Origin of the sequence: Leptolyngbya sp. FACHB-321 (genome assembly GCF_014695975.1) — a bacterium.
Lineage (GTDB): Bacteria > Cyanobacteriota > Cyanobacteriia > Leptolyngbyales > Leptolyngbyaceae > Stenomitos.
In genome coordinates, this window is record NZ_JACJPI010000083.1 from 279227 (window position 1) to 303290 (window position 24064).

Sequence of the window (24064 nt, forward strand, 5' to 3'; positions counted from 1 at the left end):
ATTTTGGAGAGTACCAGTATGGAGTCTACACCACTTGTTAGCATCATCGTTACCAGCTATAACTATGCTCGCTATCTAAGGCAGGCAATTGACAGCGCGTTAGAGCAGACTTATACCAACATTGAAGTCATTGTTGTAGATGATGGTTCTAAAGATGATTCTCCTAACGTGATTGCTAGCTATGGCGATCGCATCATTCCAATTCTTAAAGAGAACGGTGGGCAGGGCTCAGCCTGGAATACTGGCTTTGCTGCTGCAAAAGGAGAGATTGTTGCCTTTCTGGACAGTGATGATGTTCTTCTTCCTGACATTATTCAACGGGTGGTTGAAGCCTTTAAATCACATTCTGGTACTGCAAAAGTACAGTATCGCTTACACTTGACTGATGCAGACTGTAATCTCATCGGTCGAACAACACCATTAATGCGGCGAAAAATGCCAACAGGGGATTTACGACCAAAGATATTGAAATTTCCAAACTATAATTGGCCCCCCTCTAGCGGTAATGCATTCTTGGCTGAAGCCTTGAGACAGATTATGCCAGTTCCAGAAGATACTTACCGAGTATCGCCTGATCTTTACGTTAATGTCTTGATTCCCATCATGGGCTCAATTGCTTCTCTAGAAGAGCCAGGAGCGCTCTATCGAAGGCACGGTAAGAACAACGGGGTAACAACTGGTAGCGTTGTGCAGTCGATCGATCTAGTGGAATTTAGGCGAAATCTCGTTAATACCGCAGAGCTACACAAAAAGCGTAAGGAGCTAGTTGGGGACAGTTCCTTGAACATTGAAGATCGGGACAGCAAATTTCTGATTGGTCGCATGGTCTCTAAGAAAGTAGACCGTGACAATTATCCGTTTAAGGACAATGTGTTTTCTATCTGCTTAAACGGTATTATTGCTTGCCTGGTTGAGCCTGGTCTATCTATAGCTCAGCGGTTATTAACCTCGATATGGTTTCTTGCAATGCTGGTTGCACCAAAACCACTTGCATGTCAGTTTGCAAACAGCTTTATTTTTCCAAGCAACAGACCGCCTCTAGTCACTAAAGCTATTACATGGGCTCGTAAGATGCAAAGAACTAGGGCTCAAGCCTAGTTGAAGTACTTGCTCGACCCAATAAAGACCCTTTTTAGAGCTTGTGGAGAACCTTACAATGGAGTTGAAGCTGCTTGTCACCATCATTATTAACAACTACAACTACGATCGCTTCCTCTCTCAAGCCATTGATAGTGCACTGAATCAAACCTATGCACATGTTGAAGTGATTGTAGTTGATGATGGTTCCACCGATGGCTCAAGAGACATCATCGCTGGTTATGGCGATCGCATCATTCCAGTCCTACAGGAGAACGCTAAACAGGGCACAGCCTTCAACAATGGCTTTGCTCATAGTCATGGTGACATCATCATTTTTCTAGATTCTGACGACTATCTGTTTCCTGAAGCCGTTGAGCGCATTGTTGCTGTTTGGCAACCCGACATTGCCAAAGTGCATTACCGCTTAAGTGTGATTGACGGCGATGGCAATTCTCGTGGGTTTTCTTATCCCCAAGGTAGTGCTCCGTTAGCAACAGGGGAAGTATGGCGCAGCTTACTCAGAACAGGAACCTACTGTGGTGTACCAACTAGTGGCAATGCCCTTAGCCGTAAAGCGCTATCACAGGTAATGCCGATTCCATTTGAATACCGCTTAACCTCCGATGATTATCTGTCTGTGCTAATACCGCTATACGGTAACGTTCTAGCCATTGAAGAACCTCTAGGGTCTTACCGGATTCATACCAATAATCAATGGGCGATCGCTACTGTCAGCAGCGATCGCTATCGTCGGTTTGTCAAGCATGACTTGCAGCGCTGTGAGCTCATCACCCAGCGGGCAACTGCAATAGGTTACGAGGTCCCTGAAGATTTAAACCTGCGCTTCTTTGGACGTGCTTGGTCTCGTTTAGCATCCCTACGCTTAGATCCTCAAAATCATCCGGTTGAAACAGACCATGCGCTTTTCCTCAGCTACTCAGGTATTCTCGCACTCTGGAGATTCTCAGCCTACAACGTCCAGAAACGGCTGATTTACAGCCTGTGGTTTATCTGGGTTGGGGTGATGCCGCGCCCCTTAGCAGAGCCAGCTATTACTTGGCTCTTTGCACCCCAGTTTCGCCCCAAGTTCGTTGGGCAAACACTAAAGAAACTTCGTGCTTTAGTTAGCTGATTTACGGATTTAGCGGTGAAGAAAGGAATGGGTAACTATTAGTTTGAATCATCAGCCTGATCTGCAACATTAATCGCGGAGTTTGCCATGCAAGAGACGTTTCGTTTAGGGGTGGTCTTCACCCATCCCACTCAGCACCATGCTCCTCTGTGGCGCAAGCTCAACGAGCAACCGGGCGTGTTAGTGAAAGCCTTTTATTTGTGCAATGAGAACCAGGTTGGCGGCGATCGTCATCTCGGCAGTTCCGAACCCTGGGATGTGGATCTGGTTGGTGGCTATGAGTGTGAATTTCTGAAGACCTGGAACGGTAAGATTGCCAACAAGATTGACAAAGGCTTGTTTAACCCTGGGTTAATCTCGCGCTTGACTCAGCAGAACGTCGATGCAGTGTTTTTGCCCAGCTTTTTTACTCCTTCCTATCGGTTAGCAGTGCTACTGTGCAAACTGCGGGGCATTCCTCTAATTATGCAAAATGATGCCACCATTATCACTGATGATCGCTACGATCGCTCACGAAAAGTGGTGATGTCAGTACTCTATCCTTCCATGTTTGGGTTGGCCGACCATTGGATTTCGAGTGGTGATCACAATGAAATTTACCTGCGTCATTATGGTGTTCCATTAGAAAAAATAGTACGAGGCTGCTATCCCGTCGATCGCGATCGGTTTGAGAAAGCTATTGCTAGCCAACCCGAAGAAATTCAGCAGATTCGCAGCCAGTTGTGCTGGCATGACGACACAGTTCTCTACGGGTTTGTGGGCAAATACATTGATCGTAAAAATCCGTTTGAATTCATTGATGCCATCTCTAAAGCACACCAGATTGATTCACGCATTCGCGGCATTATGATTGGCGGTGGTGAATTAAAGTCTGCAATTGAGGAACGGCTTGCCAGCCTAAACGGTGAAGTCGTCAACGTAGGCTTTGTCAATCAGAGTAAACTGCCGCTGCATTACGCTGCATTGGATGTATTTGTCTCCAGTTCTCGAATTGATCCTCATCCGCTTGTTGTTTCAGAAGGCATGGCAGCAGGCTGCCCGGCAATTCTCAGCGATCGCTGCGGCAACTGGGGCTACCGCGATACGGTCGTACATCGCCACAACGGGTTAGTCTATCCGTCTGGTGATGTCAATGCCTTAACTGAAGCCGTGCTGGCACTGGCAGATGATAATACACGATCAATTTATAGCCAGCACGCTAAAGAAGTGTTCTCTAAGCAAGACCTCAATTGCGAACTGAAAGCGTTTCTGGAACTAATTGGGCGGATTAAACAGCAAATTCACACGGGTATTAACGTTGCACAATCCTCTTCAGAAGTTTCAGCCAACGCCTAGCAGGTTTTTAGCTGAACCAAGATAGGGTATTACGACAAGCGCTAACTCACTGATAACAGTTTATCGATCGTCATTAATTGGCAAAAAACATGCGAGTTGCAATTGTCCGCAGAGTTCCAAAGGCTTCATTCAGCATGGATGTTTATGCGGATGGAATCGTTAATGGTCTGAAAGCGGTTCGACCTGATTGGGACATTGTTGAACTCGTACCACCGATCGCTAGTACCAAAGGCAAATCCTGGTTAGTTGGACTGCAAAAGTACTACCAGCGTTATTGGTCTTTTCCATCAACGGTCAGGCAGCAAGATGTCGATCTGTTCCACATCATTGACCACAGCGATGGACATTTGGCTTACTGGTTGCAAGGAGCCCACAAGCCAATAGTTGTTACTTGCCATGATCTGATCAACTTCTTGCAGCCCGAAAACATTAGCGATCAAGCCAAGTTGCCGCTTCTTAGCGCTGCCGTTTGGAAGTATGCCGTTAAAGGCATTCGACACGCAGACCATATTGTTACCGTTTCAGCCCATACCGCCAAAGATGTAATACGGCTGATGACTGTCGAAGCAGAGCGTTTGACCGTCGCTCCTAATGCAGTGGAGGCACTATTTCAACCATTGCCTCCATCGGAGTTTGCCTGGGTTCGCCAGCAGCAGCAAATCTCTTCAGAAACCACCTGTTTATTAAATGTCGGTTCCAACCATCCCCGTAAGAATGTAGCGGCTGTTTTATCTGCCTTAAATACCCTGAAAGATCAGGGCGTTTCTGTACATCTATTCAAGACGGGTGCAGACTTTACGGCTGAACAAAAGACGTTTATTCAGTCCCACAATCTAAAGTCATTTGTTACTTATCTAGGTAAACCAGACAAAACTGCCCTGATTCAAATCTATAACGCGGCTGACATTCTGGTAGCCCCTTCGCTGTATGAGGGGTTTGGCATGACGATTTTAGAGGCAATGGCGTGTGGCACTCCAGTAGTCACATCGAATGTCACTTCGTTGCCAGAAGTTGCGGGGGATGCCGCGATCGTGGTGGCTCCTAATGATATTGCTGCGATCGTGCAAGCCGTTGACCAACTACGGGAAGATGACAATCTGCGTCACTTATTGATTGAAAAAGGACTGGTGCGGGTCAAGTCTTTTACCTGGGAGAAGACGTCTGAACTGATTGCTGACATATATGAACAATTGTTGGATAAAGCACCATGAATCTCAAGGTTTTACTTTCTGCTTACGCCTGTGGACCGCATAAAGGCTCTGATCCTGGAATTGGTTGGAATATTGCCAAAGAGTTGACTCAGTATCACGAGGTTTGGGTGATTACTCGTGAAGATAATCGGGTAGCGATCGAAACCGAGTTAGCTCAGCACCCCATTCCCAACCTCCACTTTGTTTACTACGACATTCCCGTCTGGATGCGCTGGTGGAAGAAAGGACTGCGGGGGGTCCAGTTGCACTACTACCTATGGCAGGCCGGTATTCACTCTGTTGCTAAAAAACTTCACTATGAGGTTGGTTTTGATATCATCCATCATGTCACCTACGTCAAGCATTGGGGTCCAAGTTTTCTAGCGCTGCTTCCAGTACCCTTTGTGTGGGGTCCAGTGGGCGGAGGAGAGTCGGCACCTGAGACGTTTTGGCACGACTTGACCTTGCGGGGCAAGGTGTATGAGACGGTGCGAGATTTGGCTCGTTGGCTGGGTGAGAACGATCCGTTTGTCCACTTAACGGCTGAACGGAGTGCGATCGCACTTGCAGCAACCGGAGAAACAGGTGAGCGCCTGTCGGCATTGGGCTGTCAACGAGTCGAGCTTTGTGGAGTAGCAGGCATTCCCAAATCAGATTTTGAAACGCTGGCAAAACTCGGCTCTATTGATCGCGAAACATTCCGCCTGGTCTCGATCGGCAGGCTGTTGCACTGGAAAGGCTTCCATTTAGGTCTCAAAGCCTTTGCCAAACTCAACCTACTCAATGCTGAATACTGGATTATTGGCGAAGGCCCCGACAAACAAAATTTGGAGAAACTTGCACAAGACCTGGGCATTGGCGATCGTGTTCGCTTTTGGGGCTTGTTGCCGCGTGAACAAACCTTGCAAAAATTAGAAACCTGTCATGCGCTCGTTCACCCCAGTCTGCACGACTCAGGCGGGTGGGTTTGCCTGGAGGCAATGGCAGCAGCCAGACCCGTTATCTGTCTCGATTTAGGCGGACCCGCGACTCAAGTTACCCATGAGACGGGCTTTAAGGTGCCTGCCCCTGAACCAGAACAGGCAGTGCAAAACCTGGCAGACGCAATGATGTATTTGGCAAATGACCCTGATCTGGGTGTGCGTTTGGGGCAAGCAGGGCAACAGCGAGTGAAGAATCTATTTGATTGGGAAGTTAAGGGACAAATCTTCACTCAACTCTACGAAGAAATTCTCCTGCTCAAGAAAGATTTAGTCCGCCGTTAGAGAGATCCATCAGTATGCGTATCCTGAGCATCCACAACAAATATCAGATTCGGGGTGGTGAAGATGAGTCTCGCGAGTCGGAAGAGCGACTGCTGCAAGATCGAGGACACCAGGTAGAAGTATATGAGGAGAGCAACGATACCTTAGCCATGATTGGGGCAGCACGGGTTGCGCTCAAAACTGTTTGGTCTTCTGAATCCTACCAGATTGTTCGACAGCGGCTGAAAGCGACTAAACACGACCTTATTCATGTGCAGAATTTTTTTCCGCTCATTTCTCCGTCAGTTTATTACGCCGCCAGAGCAGAGGGTGTTCCCATTGTTCAAACTCTTCGGAACTATCGCCTTCTCTGTCCCAACGCTCTCTTTTTCCGGGATGGAAAGGTGTGCGAGGACTGTTTGGGCAAGTTTGTCCCTTATCCAGGAGTTCTGCATGGCTGCTACCGAGAGAGCCGAGCAGCAAGTGGTGGAGTCACCGCTATGATCACGGCGCATCGGGCAATGAATACCTGGAATGAGATGGTAGATGTTTATATTGCTTTGACTGAGTTTGCACGTCAGAAATTTATTCAAGGTGGGCTGCCGTCTGAAAAAATTATCGTCAAACCTAACTTTGTTAACCCCGATCCAGGTGTGGGAGCGGGACAAGGTGGCTATGCGCTCTATGTAGGTCGGCTCTCGGTTGAAAAGGGGTTGGATACGCTGCTGGAAGCCTGGGAGCAATTAGATTATCCCATGCCGCTCAAGATTGTAGGCGATGGTCCTTTAGCCAACCAGGTCGTTGAGGCTGCGAAACGAATGCCTCAAGTGGAATGGCTCGGACGTAGACCCATGTCCGAAGTTCATGCTTTGATGGGAGAAGCCATGTTCCTGATTTTTCCATCAAAGTGGTATGAAACCTTTGGTCGCGTCGCCGTCGAAGCCTTTGCTAAAGGAACCCCCGTGATTGCTGCCAATATCGGCGCAATCGCCGAAGTAGTTAATGCCGGGCGCACCGGATTACACTACCAGCCAGGTAATACGGCTGATTTGGCTGCTAGAGTGAAGTGGGCACTAGCAAACCCGGCTGAGATGGCTCAAATGCGCCTTGCTGCCCGTGCCGAATTTGAAGCAAAGTACACGGCTGAGAAGAATTACCAGCAGCTAATTGAAATTTACAAGCAGACGCAACCAGTTCCTGCTCTATGGTAAGTAGTCAATGTCATCTTCCTCAGCCAATGTTTCAAGGTATTTCAAGTCCTGCATTTTGTGGTTGCGCTCCGATTTACTTGACGTTACTCAAAGTAGTCATAATGCAAAAGCTACAGAAAAGTAACCAAAACTTCATGCGTTGTTTCCTGATAGTTACCAGAGCGCGACTAATAAAGAAGTAAGTAACAACAGAGGAACTGATGGTCGCAGGAACAAACTATCAGCCGCAGGGCGGTGGCATCGTCAAAGGTTCAACGCTCATCTTGATTGCCTTTGCAGCAACATTCTTCCCTCGGCTGCTTAATTCAATCGGGTTTCCCCCTGCCATCAACTTTGTACACTTCGCGATCGTTCCTCTCGCCTGTGTCATTGTTCTCTTTCAAACGCGGGTTAAAGACAAACGGCAGATTACGATCGCAGACTCTCTTCTCGGTGGTCTTTTCGCCCTCTTTGCCATTACGACCGCAAGTGCCATCTTGAATGGAGCAGGTGTCATTAATGTCGTTCTAGATTTTCTGCTGCTGACTGAGCCATTCATTCTACTGCTGGCGATTATGGCAGTTCCAATCAGTGAGGGCTATTTCAAACAGTTTAGAAAATGGTTGCTGGGGTTTGCGTTTGCTCACCTCTTTCTAGCGCTAGCTCAGAAGGTTCTTCTAAGTGTTGGCATCCTCCGCCACACTAGATTAACTATGGAAGACAACATTCAAGGAGTCTTCTATCTGTCGTCTGGTGGTCACGTAGTGGGAGCTACCGTTTCTCTATGCTTTTGTCTCTACTACTTTGTTAGCGCTAAAAAAGCTCCAATGTGGCTTCGGGCATCTGTTTGCTTTGCCACACTGATGCAGATCTTGCTGGCTGATGCAAAACAGGTTATTCTAGTCGCTATTGTGGCGTGGATTTTGCTCATTTTGAGCCGCTTCAAGAACATCGGAGTGGCTCTGCAATATATTATTGTTGCGGCTGTACTACTTTCTATTTTTTGGTGGTGTATTCAGAATGTAGAACTCTTTAAAGCCTATAAGACATGGATCAGACCAGAAATTTATGGTCCCGATGGAGATGCCACCATTCTTAAGTCAGGTCCGCTATGGATTATTCCTACCTATTATGAATCAGTCTTAAACTGGTTTTTAGGGTTAGGACCAGGCCATTCGATCGGACGTTTAGGCGGCTGGATGCTCAAAGACTATCAGAGCCTTTTAGAACCACTTGGCGCTACGACTCATCCGGTAACGGATGTGATCTGGGCGACTTGGAATGGTAATTACCTTGACTCCAGTATGTTTTCTCCATTCTGGGGATGGGCTGGTGTTTGGGGCGACTTAGGCTATTTGGGTCTAGCCGCCTACATGTACCTGTGGATCATTGTCTGGACACGGCTTTGCCCCGACGATTTCTCCCGATTCATTGTGCTGAATGTACTGGTAAATGGGCTAATTTTCACCTTGATGGAAGAACCCGGCTTTATGCTCTCTGTGGCTGCATTGCTTGGGCTGCAATGGCAAGAACGACAGCTCGCTCAACAGCGACGACACCGGGAGAAACTGGTTGCCTACGCTATGCAAGCAACAAGTTACTTAAGCCATGATGATCTACTCTATCTCAACGAGCTTCAGCAGCGAGAGTAATATCAACTTACGGCGGTGCCACTGGGTCGTAACAAGTCGCTGTGTGTTATGTCGCTTGCTGGTCAGCATACCCAGTGGCGTTATCAGGTAACAGGCATCGGGCAGTAGGTACGGAGACCGAATCCCCCTCAATTCCCCTTACGAAAAGGGACGTCGCAGGCGGGGATCTTGCTTTGTAACGTGTAAAAAGGGCATTGGTATTAGAACAGCAGCAGAATCTTGCAACTGTTGAAACGTATGAGAGTTGATCGCTAATTACAGATAGCAGCAGTGCTAATGACTAACGATTGAAGTTGAGCCTCTGCTGCAAAAATCTGTATTACTTTACACAATCTTGATATTGAATGTCTTCTATACCACATAGCTCCGCATTAGTACTGATGCTACAGTCTTAACGAAGAATGTACGTACGCGAGCAATCCAAAAGAGTACAACGCCTTACTCAAACTTTGTAACTACGCTCAGGTTCTTGATCATGAGCTTTGCTTTAAGGCTTTGTGGCACGAAGAACTTAACATCACGTTTTTCTTATAAACAGGTTTAAGCGCTTTTAGCCGTCTGCTATTCCCTCAAACTCGCTTTGAGGATCATTTTTTGCGCTTACATATTCCCGTTTCTTCCACGGTCTACCTGTTTTATGGCACCTGCCACTCTTAATCTGAGTGGTATCACGATCGCTGCTGACAGCATGAACCGTTTTTTTAACTCCTGATGCCTGTGCCTCTGCACTCTTGCACCTTCTCTGATTACCCACATCCCCAACACATGACTAGGAGATATTCTGATGCCGCTTAGTACTGGCAGTATTGCGATCGTTGGTTTTAACGCTGATGGGAACGATAATCTAGCCTTCGTGTCGCTGGCAGACATTCCTGCTGGTGAAACCATTTACTTTGAAGACAACGAGTGGAACGGCACTAGCTTTGTTGATACCAACGAGTCTGCGTTTAGCTGGGCTTCAACGGCTCCCATTACGGCGGGCACGATCGTCAGCATTGACAACATTGGTACGGGTACGATCACAGCCAGCACAGGCACAGTCGTCACTCCCGTTACTGGACGAGGCAGCAATCGAGGACTTGCGGCTGGCGATGAAGTGCTTTATGCGTATCAGGGTTCGCCAGGTATACCGACCACGTTTCTAACTGCTGTGGCAAATGGTGGTTTCAGTACCGCAAATGGTTCTCTAACGGGAACAGGGCTGACGGTTGGCACAACGGCTCTTGATCTCAGCACTGTTGACGATGATGCCGATATTGGCGCTTACAACGGTTTACGCAGTGGACAAACCAGCTTTAGCGGTTATTTGGCTTCCATTAACAACGCCGCAAATTGGCAAACTCAGGATGCTACAGGCGATCAAGGGATCGATGGGACAGCTCCAGATGTACCCTTTAGTACCACTGCTTTTACGTTTGGTGCTGGCGATGGCGGTAATCCCACTGTTAGCTTAGCAGCTAGTTCCAGTACGGGCGCGGAAGCAGGGCAGACAGTGATCACGTTGACAGCAACGGCTTCCAGCGTTGTGACGGGCGATCAGACCGTAAGCTTAGGCGTGTCCGGCACGGGCATTACCGCTGGTGATTATGCGCTTAGTGCAGGCACGATCACAATTCCCAATGGCGCAACGACGGGCACTGTCACCTTTACCATAGTGGATGATGCGATCGCTGAAGGCACTGAAGCTGCCGTCTTGACCCTCAGTAATCCCTCCGCAGGCATTACATTGGGCACTACCGCCTCTCAAAGCATTGCGATTGCAGACAATGATGCCAGCCCGACTCAATCCGGCATCTTACAGAAAGTGGGTGGCTTTACTAGCGCGAATGGTGCCGAAATTCCAGCGTTTGATCCAGGGAGCGATCGACTCTTTACCGTTGCAAGCAGCACCGTCGAAATTTTCAGCGTCAGCAACACTGGGGCACTCACTTTGACGGGTGCTTTAACACTAGGCTTTACGCCTCCTGCTGGCACCAATGCGATTCCCAACAGTGTGGCGGTCAAAAACGGTATTGTTGCCGTCGCCTATGCGGTGGTAGACGCAACCACTAACGCCCAGCAAACGGGACGGGTCAGCTTCTACAATGCCGCTGATGGCACCTTTTTGAATTCGGTGGCAGTTGGCTTCTTGCCCGATATGCTGACCTTTACACCTGACGGCACGAAGGTTCTAGTTGCCAACGAAGGCGAACCAAATAGCTACGGTCAAGCGATCTCCGGTGATCCAGAAGGGTCGGTGAGCGTCATTGATTTAGCAGGCGGCGTTGCCAGTGCCACGGTGAGAAATGCCTCGTTTACCAATTTCAACAGCCAGATTGACGCGCTGAAGGCAGCAGGGGTGAGAATTATCGGTCCAGGGGCAACGGTGGCTCAAGATGTGGAGCCAGAATACATTGCCGTTGCACCCGACGGTCTGACTGCACAGGTGACGCTCCAAGAAAACAACGCGATCGCCATCCTCGACATTGCCAGCGCCACCATCACCCAAATCATTCCACTGGGAATCAAAGACCATAGCCAACTGGGTAATGGACTGGATACCAGCGATCGCGACGGCGGCATTAACATTCGCACACAGCCTGTCGTGGGGCTGTATCAACCAGACGCGATCGCTAGCTTTACAGCGAACGGTCAGACTTACTACATCACCGCGAACGAAGGCGATGCCCGCGACTACACAGGTTTTGCTGAAGAAGTGCGCATTAGTGCTGCGGTGCTCGATCCCACTGTGTTCCCAAATGCTGCCACTTTACAGAACAACGCCAATCTAGGACGGCTCACTGTTTCGCGCACCACCAGCGACAAAAATGGCGATGGCGACCTCGATCGACTTGAAGTCATTGGGGCACGATCGTTCTCGATTCGAGATGCCAACGGTGTGCTCGTATTTGACAGCGGCGACCAGCTAGAACAGATCACGGCAACCCTGGCACCCACGCTCTTTAACTCCGATGGCACCGCCGTCACGTTTGATACCCGCAGTGACAACAAAGGTCCCGAGCCAGAAGGCGTGACGATCGGCGTGATCAACAACCGCACCTATGCCTTTATTGGGCTAGAGCGCATTGGCGATGTCGTCGTTTACGAAGTCACCAATCCCAGCAAGCCCGTCTTTGTGCAGTACATCAACACGCCAGAAGATGTGGCACCAGAAGGACTGACGTTCATCCCAGCAGCAGACAGCCCCACTGGGAAGCCCTTGCTGGCAACCGCAAACGAAGTCAGTAAAACCGTGGCGCTGTTTGAAATTACGCCCCCCGTGCGCATTAGCGATATTCAGGGAACCAGCCATACATCGCCGCTCAATAGTCAAACCGTGAGGGGCGTTGCTGGCATCGTGACGGTGGTGCGATCAAACGGCTTCTACCTGCAAGACCCCAACCCGGACAGCAGCGATGCCACCTCTGAAGGCATCTTTGTCTTCACCTCGTCTGCACCGACTGTAAAGGTTGGCGATGCCATTCAGGTTAGCGGCACCGTCAGCGAGTTTCGCGCCGGGGGAGCATCCAGTGCCAACTTATCAACCACGCAAATTTCTAGCCCCACCATCACCGTTTTGTCGAGCGGCAATGCTTTGCCAACCGCCACAATCGTGGGTAACGGTGGACGTACCATCCCTACCAGCGTGATCAACGATGATGGAACGGGCAATGTGGAAACCAGCGGCGTATTTGACCCCGCTACCGATGGCATCGACTTTTACGAAAGTTTGGAAGGAATGCTGGTGCAGGTCAATAACCCGCTTGCGACCTCACCCACGGCAACGTTTGGCACCTCGCAGGAAATTTGGGTGCTGGCAGATAACGGTGCCAACGCGACTAGTCGCACGGCTCGTGGCGGTAGCCTGATTACAGCTAACGACTTCAACCCTGAACGCATTCAAATTGACGATCTGGACAATGCGCTGGTGTTGCCTGAGGTGAATGTGGGTGCTCAACTCAGCACGATTGCTGGAGTCGTGAATTATGACTTCAGCAACTATGAAGTCCTGGTTACTACGGCACCAACGGTTGTACAAGCATCGCCCTTGCAAAAAGAAGTGACGAATCTGGTTGGCAGCGCCACCGATTTGACGGTCGCCGCCTTCAACGTGGAAAACCTCGATCCAGGCGATGGTGCCGCGAAGTTTAATGCCCTTGCCAGCGCGATCGTCACGAACCTGAAAGCGCCAGATATTATCAATCTGGAAGAAATTCAGGATAACAACGGTCCCACAAACGATGCCATTGTGGATGCCAGTCAGACGTATCAAACCTTGATTGACGCGATCGTGGCGGCAGGTGGTCCCCGGTACGAATTCCGTCAGATCAATCCGGTGGATGACACGAATGGAGGCGAACCAGGCGGCAATATTCGCGTGGGCTTCCTGTTCAATCCCAATCGCGTCTCCTTTGTCGATCGCCCAGGCGGTGCTTCTACAACAGGGACAACCGTAACCAACGACAGCGGAAATCCTCTACTCTCTGCCAGTCCTGGTCTCATCGACCCAACCAACCCTGCGTTCAACGCCAGCCGCAAACCATTGGTCGGTGAGTTCGTCTTCAACGGACAAACGGTTTTTGTGGTTGCCAACCACTTCAACTCCAAAGGCGGCGATCAGCCATTGTTTGGGCGCTTTCAGCCACCGACTCTCACTAGCGAAGCCCAGCGGCTTCAGCAGGCGGCGATCGTCAAAAACTTTGTGCAAAGCGTGCTGGCTGTAAACCCCAACGCTAACGTCGTCGTAGCAGGTGACTTGAATGACTTCGAGTTTTCCGCCCCAGTTAACCTGGTAGAAAGCGCGGGTCTGGTCAATTTGATCGAAACTCTGCCTGCCAATGAGCGCTATACCTACAACTTTGAGGGCAACGCTCAAACCCTTGACCACATCTTGGTGAGCGGCAATTTGTTCAATCAACTCAATGGGTATGATGTCGTTCACTTTAACTCAGAGTTTGCTGACCAGATTAGCGACCACGACCCCTCCGTTGCTCGGTTCCGGTTTAACAGTGCCCCGACTACTCTTGCTTTGAGCACCACCAGCATTGATGAGAATGTTCCAGCCAATACGCTAATTGGCAATTTCACCACAACCGATCCCGATCCAGGTAATACCTTCACCTATAGTTTGGTTGCTGGTGCAGGCGATAGCGGTAATAGTGCCTTCACAATCAACAGCAATCAACTGCAAATCAACCTTTCGCCCGATTTTGAAACGACTTCTAGCTACAGCATTCGAGTGCGAACCACTGACCAGGGTGGCTTGAGTTTAGATAGCGTCTTGACCATTGCAATCAACGACATCAACGAAATCTTTGACGATGCTCGTAACAACACCATTCAAGGCACAACTGGCGTTGACACCATTTTGGGTCGTCATGGCAATGACAAGCTTTACGGTAATGGCGGCAACGACATCATCTTTGGTGAAGATGGCAACGATGAGCTATTCGGCGGCTCTGGCAATGACTACTTTGACGGTGGCTCTGGCAATGACAAAATCTATGCCTATGATGGCAACAACACCATCTTTGGTCGTGATGGCAATGACACCATTACGGTTGGCTCTAGTATCAACTTCATTGATGGCGGACCCGGTAACGACACTATTAACCTGAATGGTGGGCAGGATACGATCGTCCTCACACGCGGCAACGGCATTGATACCATTAACGGTTACTCTGCTGGGTCAACTCGCTTTAATTTAACAGGCGGTTTGACCTTCAATGATTTGGCGATCGCACAAGATGGCAGCAGCACCTTAATTAGTGCAGGCGACGGAAAATTAGCGTTTCTGTCTGGAGTCCAAGCCAGCAGCGTGACTGCTAGTAGCTTCCTCACCGCGTAGCATTGAGTGACTTAGCCCCCGGATACTACATCTGGGGGCTTTTTGCTGGTCTTAAGCTCGAGCGTAGAAATCTGTAGCCAACAGTTTTTGCATTGGTATAAAAACCCCTGGAATATACTAATGTTGTAGACTCTGCTCTAACTTATTGTGACCACTCCTAGAGACCTTTCTGAAACCTATATGCCTCGTCAAATGGATGGCGATCGCCTGTCAGCTACAGACTCATCATCGGCAAACTGGAATTACGAAGAAACGGTAAGGCAGATCGAAGCAATCATGGCGCAGATCGAATCTGGAGAGCTAGATCTGGCAGATGTTTTCGACCAATTCGCCGTTGCTGTAAAACATTTGCGCCAGTGCGAGGAATTTTTGGGTCAACGTCAGCAACAAATGGATCTGCTGATCGAAACGTTGCCGACTCATCGCAGTGAAAAGCAGGAAACCAGCACAGACGCTTAAAGACTAGAAAACTCAGCTAAACGGCTGAAAAACACTGCGTCATGAAAGTTTACACTTTCCCTATGGGCACGTTACAGCAAGAGTTTAAGGTCTGAGCAATGCTTTCATTAACGCTTTTGACGGTCATGGCTGGGTTCACAATGTATCAAGTGTTGCTACTCTCCCACAAACGGGTTTGAGCCGTTAAAGGCAGGTGTTAGTCAGATGGGGGCAGTTCGCCAAGAATGGTAAAGCGAACGTGATTAATCGCTAGTTCCCCGATCGACACATCAACGCCATCGTCTTGAGTAGACATGGTTTCAAACGGAATACCCTTACCAATCTCGGCATGATACCAGGGCAAGCCCATAAAGAACCGTGTTGGATAGGGACCACGTTCAACAACGTCATCCGGGTTCGACTCCATTGGTAACCAGCCATAGCCCGGTACATAAAACTCAATCCAGACGTGGTTGTAGTCCGGCTCTAGCGGTACATGGTGCTGATCTGCTTTTGCAGGACATTTATAGCGTCCCACGGTACGACAGGCAATGCCATTAAGCCGGGCTAGTGCTAGCAGCACTCCAACATATTCGCCGCAGGAGCCAACGCCCCGTTCCCACACGACATCTGGTGCATCAATGTGGGGTGTGAGGCTGTAAGAAAGGCGATCGTACACATAGTTGCGAATTTTTAAGATTTTTCGCAGTAGATTTGTTTCCGTACCGATCGCCTCTTTCGCCGCTTGCTGAATCACGGGAGTATCCATCGCCAGTTCATCGTCATCTACTAGGTAGCGGGCGTGAAAGTCAGATGGTAGTGGCGGGACGTCATCCACATCATCTGGTGTCAAAGCATACTTAATGCCGCGCACCTCTAGCAAAGCCTTCCAGCCAAAAATCTGTCGCTCATAAGATTTCAGCCTCTCGAACTGAAAAACTGCTACACGCTGCCCATTTTGCATCTCTTCAGTAAACGGCAGACCGATCGGCTCGATCCGCAGAATTTTTTGCCGATGGGTTTCAGTGGGTAGCGCGATCCGCCATTCTAGCTTGTGGATTTCAACCTCTTCCAGGGGCAGCAGTTCCTCCGCGTAGGACATCTCAACCAGGTAGCCGTTAGAGAGCGTGTAACGATCGTGAGGATTGTGCTGGATGTAAAGCGGATGGATGAAGGTGCGATCGCGAAAGGTCAGTTCTAAAGGCTCTTCTAGATTATTCGGGTTATCTCGAATGTAGGGTTCTTCACCCGCATAAGACACATAGAGAATGTCGTGTCCACTCTCAGAATGCGGATAGAATGTTAGCCCTGTAGGAAACTCAAAGGGTGTTAGTACGCAAAACTGCTGCTCTCCAGTCGCCCGATCGAGGCAATAAACTGTTTGCTCTAAGCGATCGCAGACCCAAAGCTCCTCACCCCGCACGGTCAGGTTTTCAGCCCCTACCCCTGGCATGGGAAAACGAGTAATTAACCGACGCGACTGGCGCTCAAAAATTGAGATGTAGCCCTCTTTCTGGCTCGAAATGTAAACCGTAGACTCCCACACGGCGACACCATCCACCGCATAGGGCATGGTGATAAAAAGTTGCGGCTCAAGATTGTCTAGACTGCAAACGTAGACATTCTCTTCGCGAGCAAACCAAATACTCGTTTGCCAGACGGCAAGCCCAGTTGCCCCAACAAAGTTATCGACCTGGCACGAGTTGACCATCGTCGCGTTGTCTGTCGCTGGGTCAACTTTGAGCAGATAGCCCCGGATGGAATCTAGCACGAGGAGGGCACTGTCCATTACAGCAACGCCCTGAATGGCATAGGCTCCTAAGGGGCGCACTGTACGAGACCAAGCGTCTTGTCTAGAAAGGGGCGAGGGGATCGGAAGAGAGGGCTGAACTACCGACTGTGCGTGGCTAGTTTGCATAGTTGCAGGTTGTATTTACCATAAGACGGACTGCCGCTACCGTGGTCTACATTGTTTAGAAAACAATCAAAGAGAAACAATAGCGAACAGAGACGATTGGACGAATAATCGGTAACAATGCTATGTCCCAATCATAAACACTATCTGCGGGCGATCTGTATCCAAACAGCTTCACAAAGGAATTATCGGCGATCGCTAACCCCTTTGGGCTTTTTAAGGGTAATTGCTGGCGCAATCGCTTATAACCGTTGCTGATCCCCTCTTACACAAACTCAGGCAAGGCAAAAGAGACATACCCTTTTGCCTTGCCTGAGCTTTAATTAAACTGTACGGACCACTGGACATGGGTGCTTAACCGCCATACCCAGCTTGACGCACTACGTCAGAGATTTCTTCAGCATCCTTGACGTGATGCAGCGCTTTTTGACTGCCATCGGGCTCGTCAACCACAAAGTATGTTGGGACAACGATATGATCACCTGTAATATCAGGTGCATCAACCGCGACCTGCTGCGCTTTTTCCTCTAATGTTTTAGATTCATCAATGCGATCGCCTGGGTTCACTGTTAGTGGCGCTTCGCTTTTATCTAGTATTTCTTGCTGTGCCCGTTTTTGAGCGGGATCAACTTCTTCAGGAGTCATAGGCTGGTTAATGCCCGTATCGTTGTCGTTCACCTTGGAATCGTTATTCATGACGTAACCTCTTTTACCTACTCCGTCCACATTAGAATTAAGCCGAATGAAGCTCATCCTGCTAATGGAGAAACACCGCCTATTTCGGAGGAGGTAAATCTGGATTGTGAGTCATGCAGCCTGATAGTGAAAAGTTAGTCACTTTGTCCATCTATCTGTTTTGTTGTGCCTGAGGGGCAGAGATCGCGTTTAGCTAACGAGAGTGGCTCATTGCCTTGGCAAACGCTGACCAACTGCCCTCACAAGCACTGAATTGTCAACACAATAGAGAGAAATCGAGACAACGGTTTATCTTTGAGTCAGGGCTTTGTTCAAAAGAAAGGTGTCAGCATGGACTTGTTGGAGTATCAAGCAAAGGAATTGTTTCGCGAGATGGGTATCCCTGTGCTGCCCTCCCAACGTATCGATCGCCCTAAAGATCTCAAAGGTCTGACGATTCCTTATCCCGTAGTGCTGAAGTCGCAGGTTTATATTGGTGGGCGTGGGCGAGTCGGCGGCGTGCGTTTTGTCGAAAACACGATCGATGCTGTCGCTGCCGCGCAAACTATTTTCAACCTGCCGATTATGGGCGAGTACCCAAAGGTGCTGCTAGCCGAAGCAAAGTATGATTCGGAGCGCGAGTTTTATCTAGCGGTTGTCTTGAATCGATCGATTTGTCGTCCGGTCTTATTAGGTTCTCAGCAAGGCGGCATTGATGTGCAGACAGCGCTCGAGCAAATGCAGCATGTTGTTGTCGATCAAGATTTTTCGCCCTTTTATGCCCGCCGCTTAGCGCTCAAGATGGGCTTACAGGGGGCACTCATAGAATCAGTAAGCGCCATGCTCGAAAAGATGTATCGGCTTTTTGTGCAGCATGACTTAGATCTAGTAGAGATTAATCCGCTTGGTGTGACTGCCACTGGTGATGTGATGGCACTAGACGGCAAAATTACTGTGAATGATGATGCACTGGCGCGACATCCGGCTTTAGCAGCTCTTATTGCTAAGTCAGACGGTAACCAGCCTGGTCATCTGAGTCGATCGCCAGTCACGATCGAACCAGATGGTCAGATTGGGCTTTTGTGTAATGGGGCAGGGCTAACAATGGCAACGATGGATGCAGTAGCTCAAGCCGGTGGCAAACCAGCTATCTTTCTTAACATTGGTGGTGAAACCCAATGGGATGCGTCGCCTACGACCCTGCGTGAACAGCTAGAACATGGTCTAGAGCAGATGCTTCAGACGAAACAGGTGCGGGTATTATTAATTAATCTGGTCAGTGGTTTGATTCCCTGTGATGAGATTGCAGCCGTTATTGCTCAATCGTTGTTGAGCCGAGTACGGAAGCCCCGCAGCATAAGCGAGATCAGTCCCGAAGCGCTGATTGCTCACACCGTGCGCTTTCCTCAACTGGTTGTACGACTGGTGGGGCGCGATCGCGATCGTGCACAAGCACGTCTAGAAGCAGTGCAGATTCCGTTAGTTGAAAGCCTTAATGAAGCTGTTACTCAAGCTGTAACGCTGTCGAAAGCGGCGGTACGCAATTCATAAAAGACAAAAGGCAGAATTAACCTAAACGCTCTAATGGCACTTAACGCTTTTGGCAGATCAGAAACGCGAAGCGAGTCTAAAGGACGTAGCGCTACTCAAAACTTGTATCCTTAAACCTCTCCCTCCTTACCCCTGCCCCTTCCTTCCCAAGTGATTTCCCCCCAGCAAAATTGCTGTACTGTTACTTGAGTAGCAGCAACATTCGCTTTTCTCTTGCATTCTGGCTAGTATTAGTTTTCTTGTGCTGCGATCGTTTCAGTGATCATCGGTTATGAATTTCTTACCAGACAGCAAAGTCTTGATACAAGGTGTTGTCGAACCATTGGGTGCGACGTATGCGCCACTTATGCGGGCATACGGCACCAATGTAGTCGCAGGGGTTAGCCCAGGTTATGGCGGCACAGTGCAGCAAGACATTCGTGTGTTCGACATGGTCGAGCAAGCGCTGGCGATCGTCGGTCCGGTTGATTCGACCGTCATTTTTGTGCCGCCTTATGCAGCACTGGACGCAGCACTGGAAGCGATCGCGGCTGGCATTCGTCAAATTGTGCTGATTACAGAAGGCATTCCGCCGCTAGATATGGTCAGCTTGCTCTGCAAAGCCGAAGCAACAGAAACGTTGATTGTTGGTCCCAACAGCCCTGGCATCATTATTCCGGGTCAACTGTTGATGGGGCTTCATCCAGGCGAGTTTTATACACCTGGACCCGTTGGGTTGATTAGTCGTAGCGGTACACTAACGTATGAAATTGCGCTGGAGCTGACGCAAGCAGGCTTAGGGCAGTCGATCGGCGTTTGTATTGGCGGCGATGCGATCGTCGGCTCATCTTTTCCACAGTGGCTCCAGATTCTAGACGAAGATGAAAATACAGAAGTGATTGTGCTGGTAGGCGAAATTGGTGGCGACAGCGAAGAAGCCGCTGCACACTATATTGCTGAGGCGATCGACAAACCTGTAATTGCTTATGTTGCTGGACGTACTGCGCCTAAAGGTAGACGTATGGGGCACGCTGGAGCCATTATTAACGCCCAGGTTTCTGAACTAGGTCCCGAAACAGGTACAGCCGATAGCAAAATCAATGCCTTTCGGCGTGCCAAAATTCCGGTCGCTGATCTTCCCTGGCAAATTCCTGATCTGGTGAAGAAAGCGCTGAAGCTAACCACGAGAAAAAGCTGAAATTGAAAGTATAAAGGCTGAAGGGTAGAAGATGGATTCTATCCTTCAGCCTTTATACCTTAGAGCTTTCTACTTTGGAGCTAGCCTCTACTTGCTGCTAGCAATGCTTTCATCTCCGACTCGCCTGCCCGTTTTAGCTGACGAGTGAGGCGCAAAGATAGCAAACTCAAGATGCCAAGATGACCCAGGAAGGCAGTGAAGGCAGTCGTCATTGAGACACCCTGCTGGAACACTGTAAAGGCACCGATGGAAAACAGCCATGCTAGCGGTACTTCGGTGTAGGAAAACTGCAAGACAGTAAGCGCGACTGGCGGCAGAATCACCACAGCAGTAACCGTGCTTGCAGCCCAGACTGCCCGTTTCGGCGACTTCATAAACATCATTAGTTGGGCGATCGCGGCACAAATAAGCGTGAACGTACTACCCAGGACAATGGTCGCTAGCCCTTGTCGTGGACTGCTACCTTGCCAACTAAGTATCCAGGGTACGACCACTACAGCCGCAAGCAGCAGGTTGAGTGCGATCGCCACCAGCGCTGGGCTCTTCTCATTCCACAGCAAGTCTTTGACAATCGAGCGACTCCAAAACTGCTTGGCGCTGGTAACTCGCTCCCGCCGATACCGCGCCCAATCAATTAGCATCTGCCGCTGCGGGGTAAGCGCTGCAAAAAGCACCATAAACCACAGCAGATTGAAAAAGCCCAGCAAGATTAAATCGTTAAAGGGACGATCGTAGTTTGTAAGATCTCGGAAGACAAACCCAATTAGCCAAACTTCTAAGCAAAGCGTCATACCGTAACTCTGTTTTTTGCTTAACAGTGTCAAATCAGGATTACGGAAGCGACGGTTAACTGCTTGCCACAGCCCGTAGGTGCCAGTTCCCAGCGTCAGCAACGCAAAGGCAAGCGCAGTGGTACGGCTGCCGTTAATTAAAAAGTAAAACCATTGTAGGCGCAGACTGGAGTCTGACCAGGAGTGCCACAGTTGGTAGAAGAGCGTGTAGCTCATCCAAATCACCACTGCTCCTGTCCAACCCTGCACGCCACCCATCAGCGCATACAGCAAGGCGGCAGTGTAGCAAAAGGCGCAAACAGCCATCGTTAAAAGGTAGAAGCTGAGAACATCGCTAATTGGCATTCCGGCTGCGATCGCTGCCAATCCATGCAGCGGCAACGTCAACAACACTGCCAAATACGGTACAGCAGGTACGCCCAAAAGCTTACCAAGCAGGATCTTCTGGCTAGTTTGTGGGCTTAAGCGAATGAAGTTCAGCGTGCCTCGGCGCTCTTCCTTCCCTAAGTCACCAATGAGCAAATACACCCCTGCAATCAGCAGCACAAAGGGCAAGACCCAGGAGATTGCCTGAAACACATCGAACCACCAGCGTTGCCAATTCACTATGGGATTACCCAGTGAATCGTAAAGACATTCAAACCAGCGATAGCTCCCCTTGCCTGTGCAGTACGCGTTGTGGTGGTCATCCCCTATCACGGCTGGTCGTGCAACAGGCAGCGTGCTCCAAAAACATAGCAGCACGAAGATCTGAGTTGTCAGTGATCCTAGAACAGTGAGAAGAACATTACGGCGCTTCAAGCGTCCTTTGAGTTCCCGGAAGACCTGGGGATTCCAATCGCTGAATTTATGCAGCCAGTTAAGTGTCATACGATGAATGCTCCAGGGTTAAAAGGTAATGAGGGTAAGAGAAAGTTCTGAGCTTTGAGGTTTAAGTAAAGACAGTTAGATGAAGCAATAAATGTCAAAAGCGGTAAAATTCAGCGGCGTAGCGGTGGGTGATGAAAGCGCTTTATACTCTCCCACCACATGCTGAACGTCAGCACCACCATTGCTGTCACTAGAACGCTGACAGCAATGAAAAAGCCGCTTCCTAGGTTGAAGTAACCCGTTGCAGCCATAAATTGACTGTGTGCATGATACTGATACTTGAAACTTCCATAAACGCTTAGTAGCGAGAGCAAAAAGTAGATGATGCAGGGAACAGGTAAGACATACCAGAATTGCGCCTGAGCACCCCAACCCAAACTATGAAGCAAGGTGAAACTAAAGACAAAGCTACAAGAAGCGACTGCCAGTAGGTAGACGCTAGCGATCAGTAACAGCGATAATCCTGCATTGTTTGCTGCCCAGAGGTGCAAAGGAAGGGCAGAAGCGATCGCCCCGTACAATAAGATCGGCACGCCCAGCAGCTTACCCAGCAGAACACTTTGAGCAGACTCTGGGCTTAAGCGCACAAAGTCTAGTGTGCCTCGCCGCTCTTCCTGTGCAATGTCATTCACTAACAAGTAGCTGCCCAAGAACAGTAGGAGCAGTAGTGCAATCCAAGTCATTGTATTGAAAATGTCGAACCACCAAAGGCGCCACATCATGTTACTCCCGCTCGTTTCAGCATAAGCCGAGCCAAGACGTCGCCAGTTGTAGCCCACAATCAGCAACTGAGTCACTAGCGATAGAGCCAGCGTCACCAGAACCTGACGCCGTGTGACACGCCCTTTGATTTCCCGCAGGAGTTGGGGATTGCGATCGCTCAGTTGCGGCAGCCAGTGAGACAGCATTGATGTCAAAGATAAAAGGACAAAGAAGAACGTTTTGCGTTGAGCTTGAAGGTTCTACTAACTTCTGACTGCTAAAAGCACTGTTACGACGTCTGCTGATGCCCCATTTTGAGAAAGATACTTTCCAGGCTTTCTTGCGTGCGGTGAAAATCAGTGAGAGGAATGCCGGCGGTGATGAGCGATCGCAGCAGCGCAGCTGATTCCTGTACATCACCAGAAAAGTGAACACAAAGGCTCTGGGCATCTGCCAAAACTTCTATGCCTTCAACTTGGGGACAGTTGTTTAACTCTGCCTGCAGTGCCCCCAGATTGCCCATTGTCGCCACTACAATTTGCTGACGACTAAGGCGCTGGTACAAATTTTCAAGCGAGGCACTTTCAACCAAAAAGCCCAGCTCCATGATGCCAACGGACGTGCAAAGTTCTTCCAAATCGCTTAAGACGTGCGATGAAATCAGGATCGTCATGCCTGCTTCTTGCAACACCTTGATAATTTCGCGGAACTGAACACGGGCGATCGGGTCTAGCCCTGATACTGGTTCATCGAGCAAGAGCAGTACTGGCTCATGGATGATTGTGCGTGCCAGGCTCAGTCGCTGCTTCATCCCCCGTGAAAGGGTCGCAATTAAACTCTGGCGCTTGTGCGTGAGCTGTACCAGTTCCAGCACCTCTTTCAATCGTCGGCTGCGTTTGGGCTCGGTTAGCCGATAGAGCCGTGCAAAGTAATCGAGATAATCCCAAACGGTCAGGTCGTCATAAAGCGGAAAGTCGTCCGGCAGATAGCCAAGCTGTCGCTTCAGGTTGGGGTTGTCGCGATCGCGTACCAGTGGCTCACCATTGATATAAATTTCGCCGACTGTTGGCTCTTCTGCCATTGCCAGCATCCGAATCAGCGTCGTCTTACCCGCGCCATTGGGACCGATCAAGCCATAGACTTCGCCTGCCTGCACTTGTAAATCAACATCGTTGACGGCAATCTGCCGCTCAAACTGTTTTGTTAGCCCACGGGTAGAGATCGCAAGTTGTTGGGGCATGAGAGAGAGGGGTAATAGGGTGAGGAGAGAAGGAGAGGCTTGAAGGTAAGGGCTG

Annotated in this window: 16 protein-coding genes; 11 read left to right on the forward strand and 5 right to left on the reverse strand. The window is 49.5% G+C overall.

What is annotated here, in order from left to right; genetic code table 11:
- The first annotated feature begins 18 nt into the window (after positions 1-18).
- The 9 genes from H6F76_RS26640 to xseB all read left to right on the forward strand — a co-directional run bounded on the left by H6F76_RS26640 (position 19) and on the right by xseB (position 15109).
- Positions 19-1098: a glycosyltransferase family A protein gene (locus tag H6F76_RS26640; protein WP_190512828.1), complete on the forward strand. Its 1080-nt coding sequence runs from the start codon at positions 19-21 to the stop codon at positions 1096-1098.
- 58 nt (positions 1099-1156) lie between these two features.
- Positions 1157-2212: a glycosyltransferase gene (locus H6F76_RS26645; RefSeq protein ID WP_190512830.1), complete on the forward strand. Its 1056-nt coding sequence runs from the start codon at positions 1157-1159 to the stop codon at positions 2210-2212.
- 87 nt (positions 2213-2299) lie between these two features.
- The gene (locus H6F76_RS26650; RefSeq protein ID WP_190512832.1) at positions 2300-3547 is read left to right on the forward strand and encodes a glycosyltransferase family 4 protein; all 1248 of its coding nucleotides are present in this window, start codon (positions 2300-2302) and stop codon (positions 3545-3547) included.
- Between the two features lie 134 nt (positions 3548-3681).
- Entirely contained in the window at positions 3682-4758 is a 1077-nt protein-coding gene (locus tag H6F76_RS26655) for a glycosyltransferase family 1 protein (RefSeq protein ID WP_242036864.1), read from the forward strand.
- The gene (locus tag H6F76_RS26660) at positions 4755-6002 is read left to right on the forward strand and encodes a glycosyltransferase family 4 protein (RefSeq protein ID WP_190512835.1); all 1248 of its coding nucleotides are present in this window, start codon (positions 4755-4757) and stop codon (positions 6000-6002) included. The genes H6F76_RS26655 and H6F76_RS26660 overlap by 4 nt, the downstream gene beginning before the upstream one ends.
- A 14-nt stretch (positions 6003-6016) precedes the next feature.
- Complete coding sequence (locus tag H6F76_RS26665) at positions 6017-7192, forward strand: glycosyltransferase family 4 protein (protein WP_190512837.1); 1176 nt, start codon at positions 6017-6019, stop codon at positions 7190-7192.
- Positions 7193-7392: 200 nt separating this feature from the next.
- Positions 7393-8823 carry a hypothetical protein gene (locus H6F76_RS26670; RefSeq protein WP_199322488.1) on the forward strand — a complete coding sequence of 477 codons (1431 nt, stop codon included), beginning with the start codon at positions 7393-7395 and terminating at the stop codon, positions 8821-8823.
- A gap of 784 nt (positions 8824-9607) precedes the next feature.
- Positions 9608-14650 (forward strand): choice-of-anchor I family protein, encoded by a 5043-nt coding sequence (locus H6F76_RS26675; RefSeq protein WP_199322492.1) that lies wholly within the window; start codon positions 9608-9610, stop codon positions 14648-14650.
- A gap of 192 nt (positions 14651-14842) precedes the next feature.
- Entirely contained in the window at positions 14843-15109 is a 267-nt protein-coding gene (gene xseB, locus H6F76_RS26680; protein WP_190512969.1) for an exodeoxyribonuclease VII small subunit, read from the forward strand.
- Between the two features lie 196 nt (positions 15110-15305).
- On the opposite strand, the gene H6F76_RS26685 is transcribed toward xseB, so the two are convergent.
- On the reverse strand, positions 15306-17006 hold the full coding sequence (locus tag H6F76_RS26685) for a transglutaminase domain-containing protein (protein WP_190512839.1): 1701 nt from the start codon (positions 17004-17006) through the stop codon (positions 15306-15308).
- Between the two features lie 351 nt (positions 17007-17357).
- Positions 17358-17699 (reverse strand): hypothetical protein, encoded by a 342-nt coding sequence (locus tag H6F76_RS26690; RefSeq protein ID WP_190512841.1) that lies wholly within the window; start codon positions 17697-17699, stop codon positions 17358-17360.
- 330 nt (positions 17700-18029) lie between these two features.
- On the opposite strand from H6F76_RS26690, the gene H6F76_RS26695 reads away from it, so the two are divergent.
- Both H6F76_RS26695 and H6F76_RS26700 read left to right on the forward strand, forming a co-directional pair.
- Positions 18030-19229 carry a succinate--CoA ligase subunit beta gene (locus H6F76_RS26695; RefSeq protein ID WP_190446403.1) on the forward strand — a complete coding sequence of 400 codons (1200 nt, stop codon included), beginning with the start codon at positions 18030-18032 and terminating at the stop codon, positions 19227-19229.
- Between the two features lie 271 nt (positions 19230-19500).
- Positions 19501-20406, forward strand: a complete 906-nt coding sequence (locus H6F76_RS26700) for a CoA-binding protein (RefSeq protein ID WP_190446404.1) — start codon at positions 19501-19503, stop codon at positions 20404-20406.
- An 80-nt stretch (positions 20407-20486) separates the two neighbouring features.
- Here the strand turns inward: H6F76_RS26700 and H6F76_RS26705 are convergent, their stop codons facing one another.
- The 3 genes from H6F76_RS26705 to H6F76_RS26715 form a co-directional block, all read right to left on the reverse strand.
- On the reverse strand, positions 20487-22067 hold the full coding sequence (locus H6F76_RS26705; RefSeq protein WP_190512842.1) for a hypothetical protein: 1581 nt from the start codon (positions 22065-22067) through the stop codon (positions 20487-20489).
- A 110-nt stretch (positions 22068-22177) separates the two neighbouring features.
- Positions 22178-22975: a hypothetical protein gene (locus H6F76_RS26710; RefSeq protein ID WP_190512844.1), complete on the reverse strand. Its 798-nt coding sequence runs from the start codon at positions 22973-22975 to the stop codon at positions 22178-22180.
- 83 nt (positions 22976-23058) lie between these two features.
- Positions 23059-24009: an ABC transporter ATP-binding protein gene (locus H6F76_RS26715; protein WP_190512846.1), complete on the reverse strand. Its 951-nt coding sequence runs from the start codon at positions 24007-24009 to the stop codon at positions 23059-23061.
- Between the last annotated feature and the right edge of the window lie 55 nt (positions 24010-24064).

Excerpts from the sequence above, each read along its gene's own strand:
- H6F76_RS26640 (WP_190512828.1), top strand. The coding sequence starts at position 19 with ATGGAGTCTACACCACTTGTTAGCATCATCGTTACCAGCTATAACTAT.
- H6F76_RS26645 (WP_190512830.1), top strand. The coding sequence starts at position 1,157 with ATGGAGTTGAAGCTGCTTGTCACCATCATTATTAACAACTACAACTAC.
- H6F76_RS26650 (WP_190512832.1), top strand. The coding sequence starts at position 2,300 with ATGCAAGAGACGTTTCGTTTAGGGGTGGTCTTCACCCATCCCACTCAG.
- H6F76_RS26655 (WP_242036864.1), top strand. The coding sequence starts at position 3,682 with ATGGATGTTTATGCGGATGGAATCGTTAATGGTCTGAAAGCGGTTCGA.
- H6F76_RS26660 (WP_190512835.1), top strand. The coding sequence starts at position 4,755 with ATGAATCTCAAGGTTTTACTTTCTGCTTACGCCTGTGGACCGCATAAA.
- H6F76_RS26665 (WP_190512837.1), top strand. The coding sequence starts at position 6,017 with ATGCGTATCCTGAGCATCCACAACAAATATCAGATTCGGGGTGGTGAA.
- H6F76_RS26670 (WP_199322488.1), top strand. The coding sequence starts at position 7,393 with ATGGTCGCAGGAACAAACTATCAGCCGCAGGGCGGTGGCATCGTCAAA.
- H6F76_RS26675 (WP_199322492.1), top strand. The coding sequence starts at position 9,608 with ATGCCGCTTAGTACTGGCAGTATTGCGATCGTTGGTTTTAACGCTGAT.
- xseB (WP_190512969.1), top strand. The coding sequence starts at position 14,843 with ATGGATGGCGATCGCCTGTCAGCTACAGACTCATCATCGGCAAACTGG.
- H6F76_RS26685 (WP_190512839.1), bottom strand. The coding sequence starts at position 17,006 with ATGCAAACTAGCCACGCACAGTCGGTAGTTCAGCCCTCTCTTCCGATC.
- H6F76_RS26690 (WP_190512841.1), bottom strand. The coding sequence starts at position 17,699 with ATGAATAACGATTCCAAGGTGAACGACAACGATACGGGCATTAACCAG.
- H6F76_RS26695 (WP_190446403.1), top strand. The coding sequence starts at position 18,030 with ATGGACTTGTTGGAGTATCAAGCAAAGGAATTGTTTCGCGAGATGGGT.
- H6F76_RS26700 (WP_190446404.1), top strand. The coding sequence starts at position 19,501 with ATGAATTTCTTACCAGACAGCAAAGTCTTGATACAAGGTGTTGTCGAA.
- H6F76_RS26705 (WP_190512842.1), bottom strand. The coding sequence starts at position 22,067 with ATGACACTTAACTGGCTGCATAAATTCAGCGATTGGAATCCCCAGGTC.
- H6F76_RS26710 (WP_190512844.1), bottom strand. The coding sequence starts at position 22,975 with ATGCTGTCTCACTGGCTGCCGCAACTGAGCGATCGCAATCCCCAACTC.
- H6F76_RS26715 (WP_190512846.1), bottom strand. The coding sequence starts at position 24,009 with ATGCCCCAACAACTTGCGATCTCTACCCGTGGGCTAACAAAACAGTTT.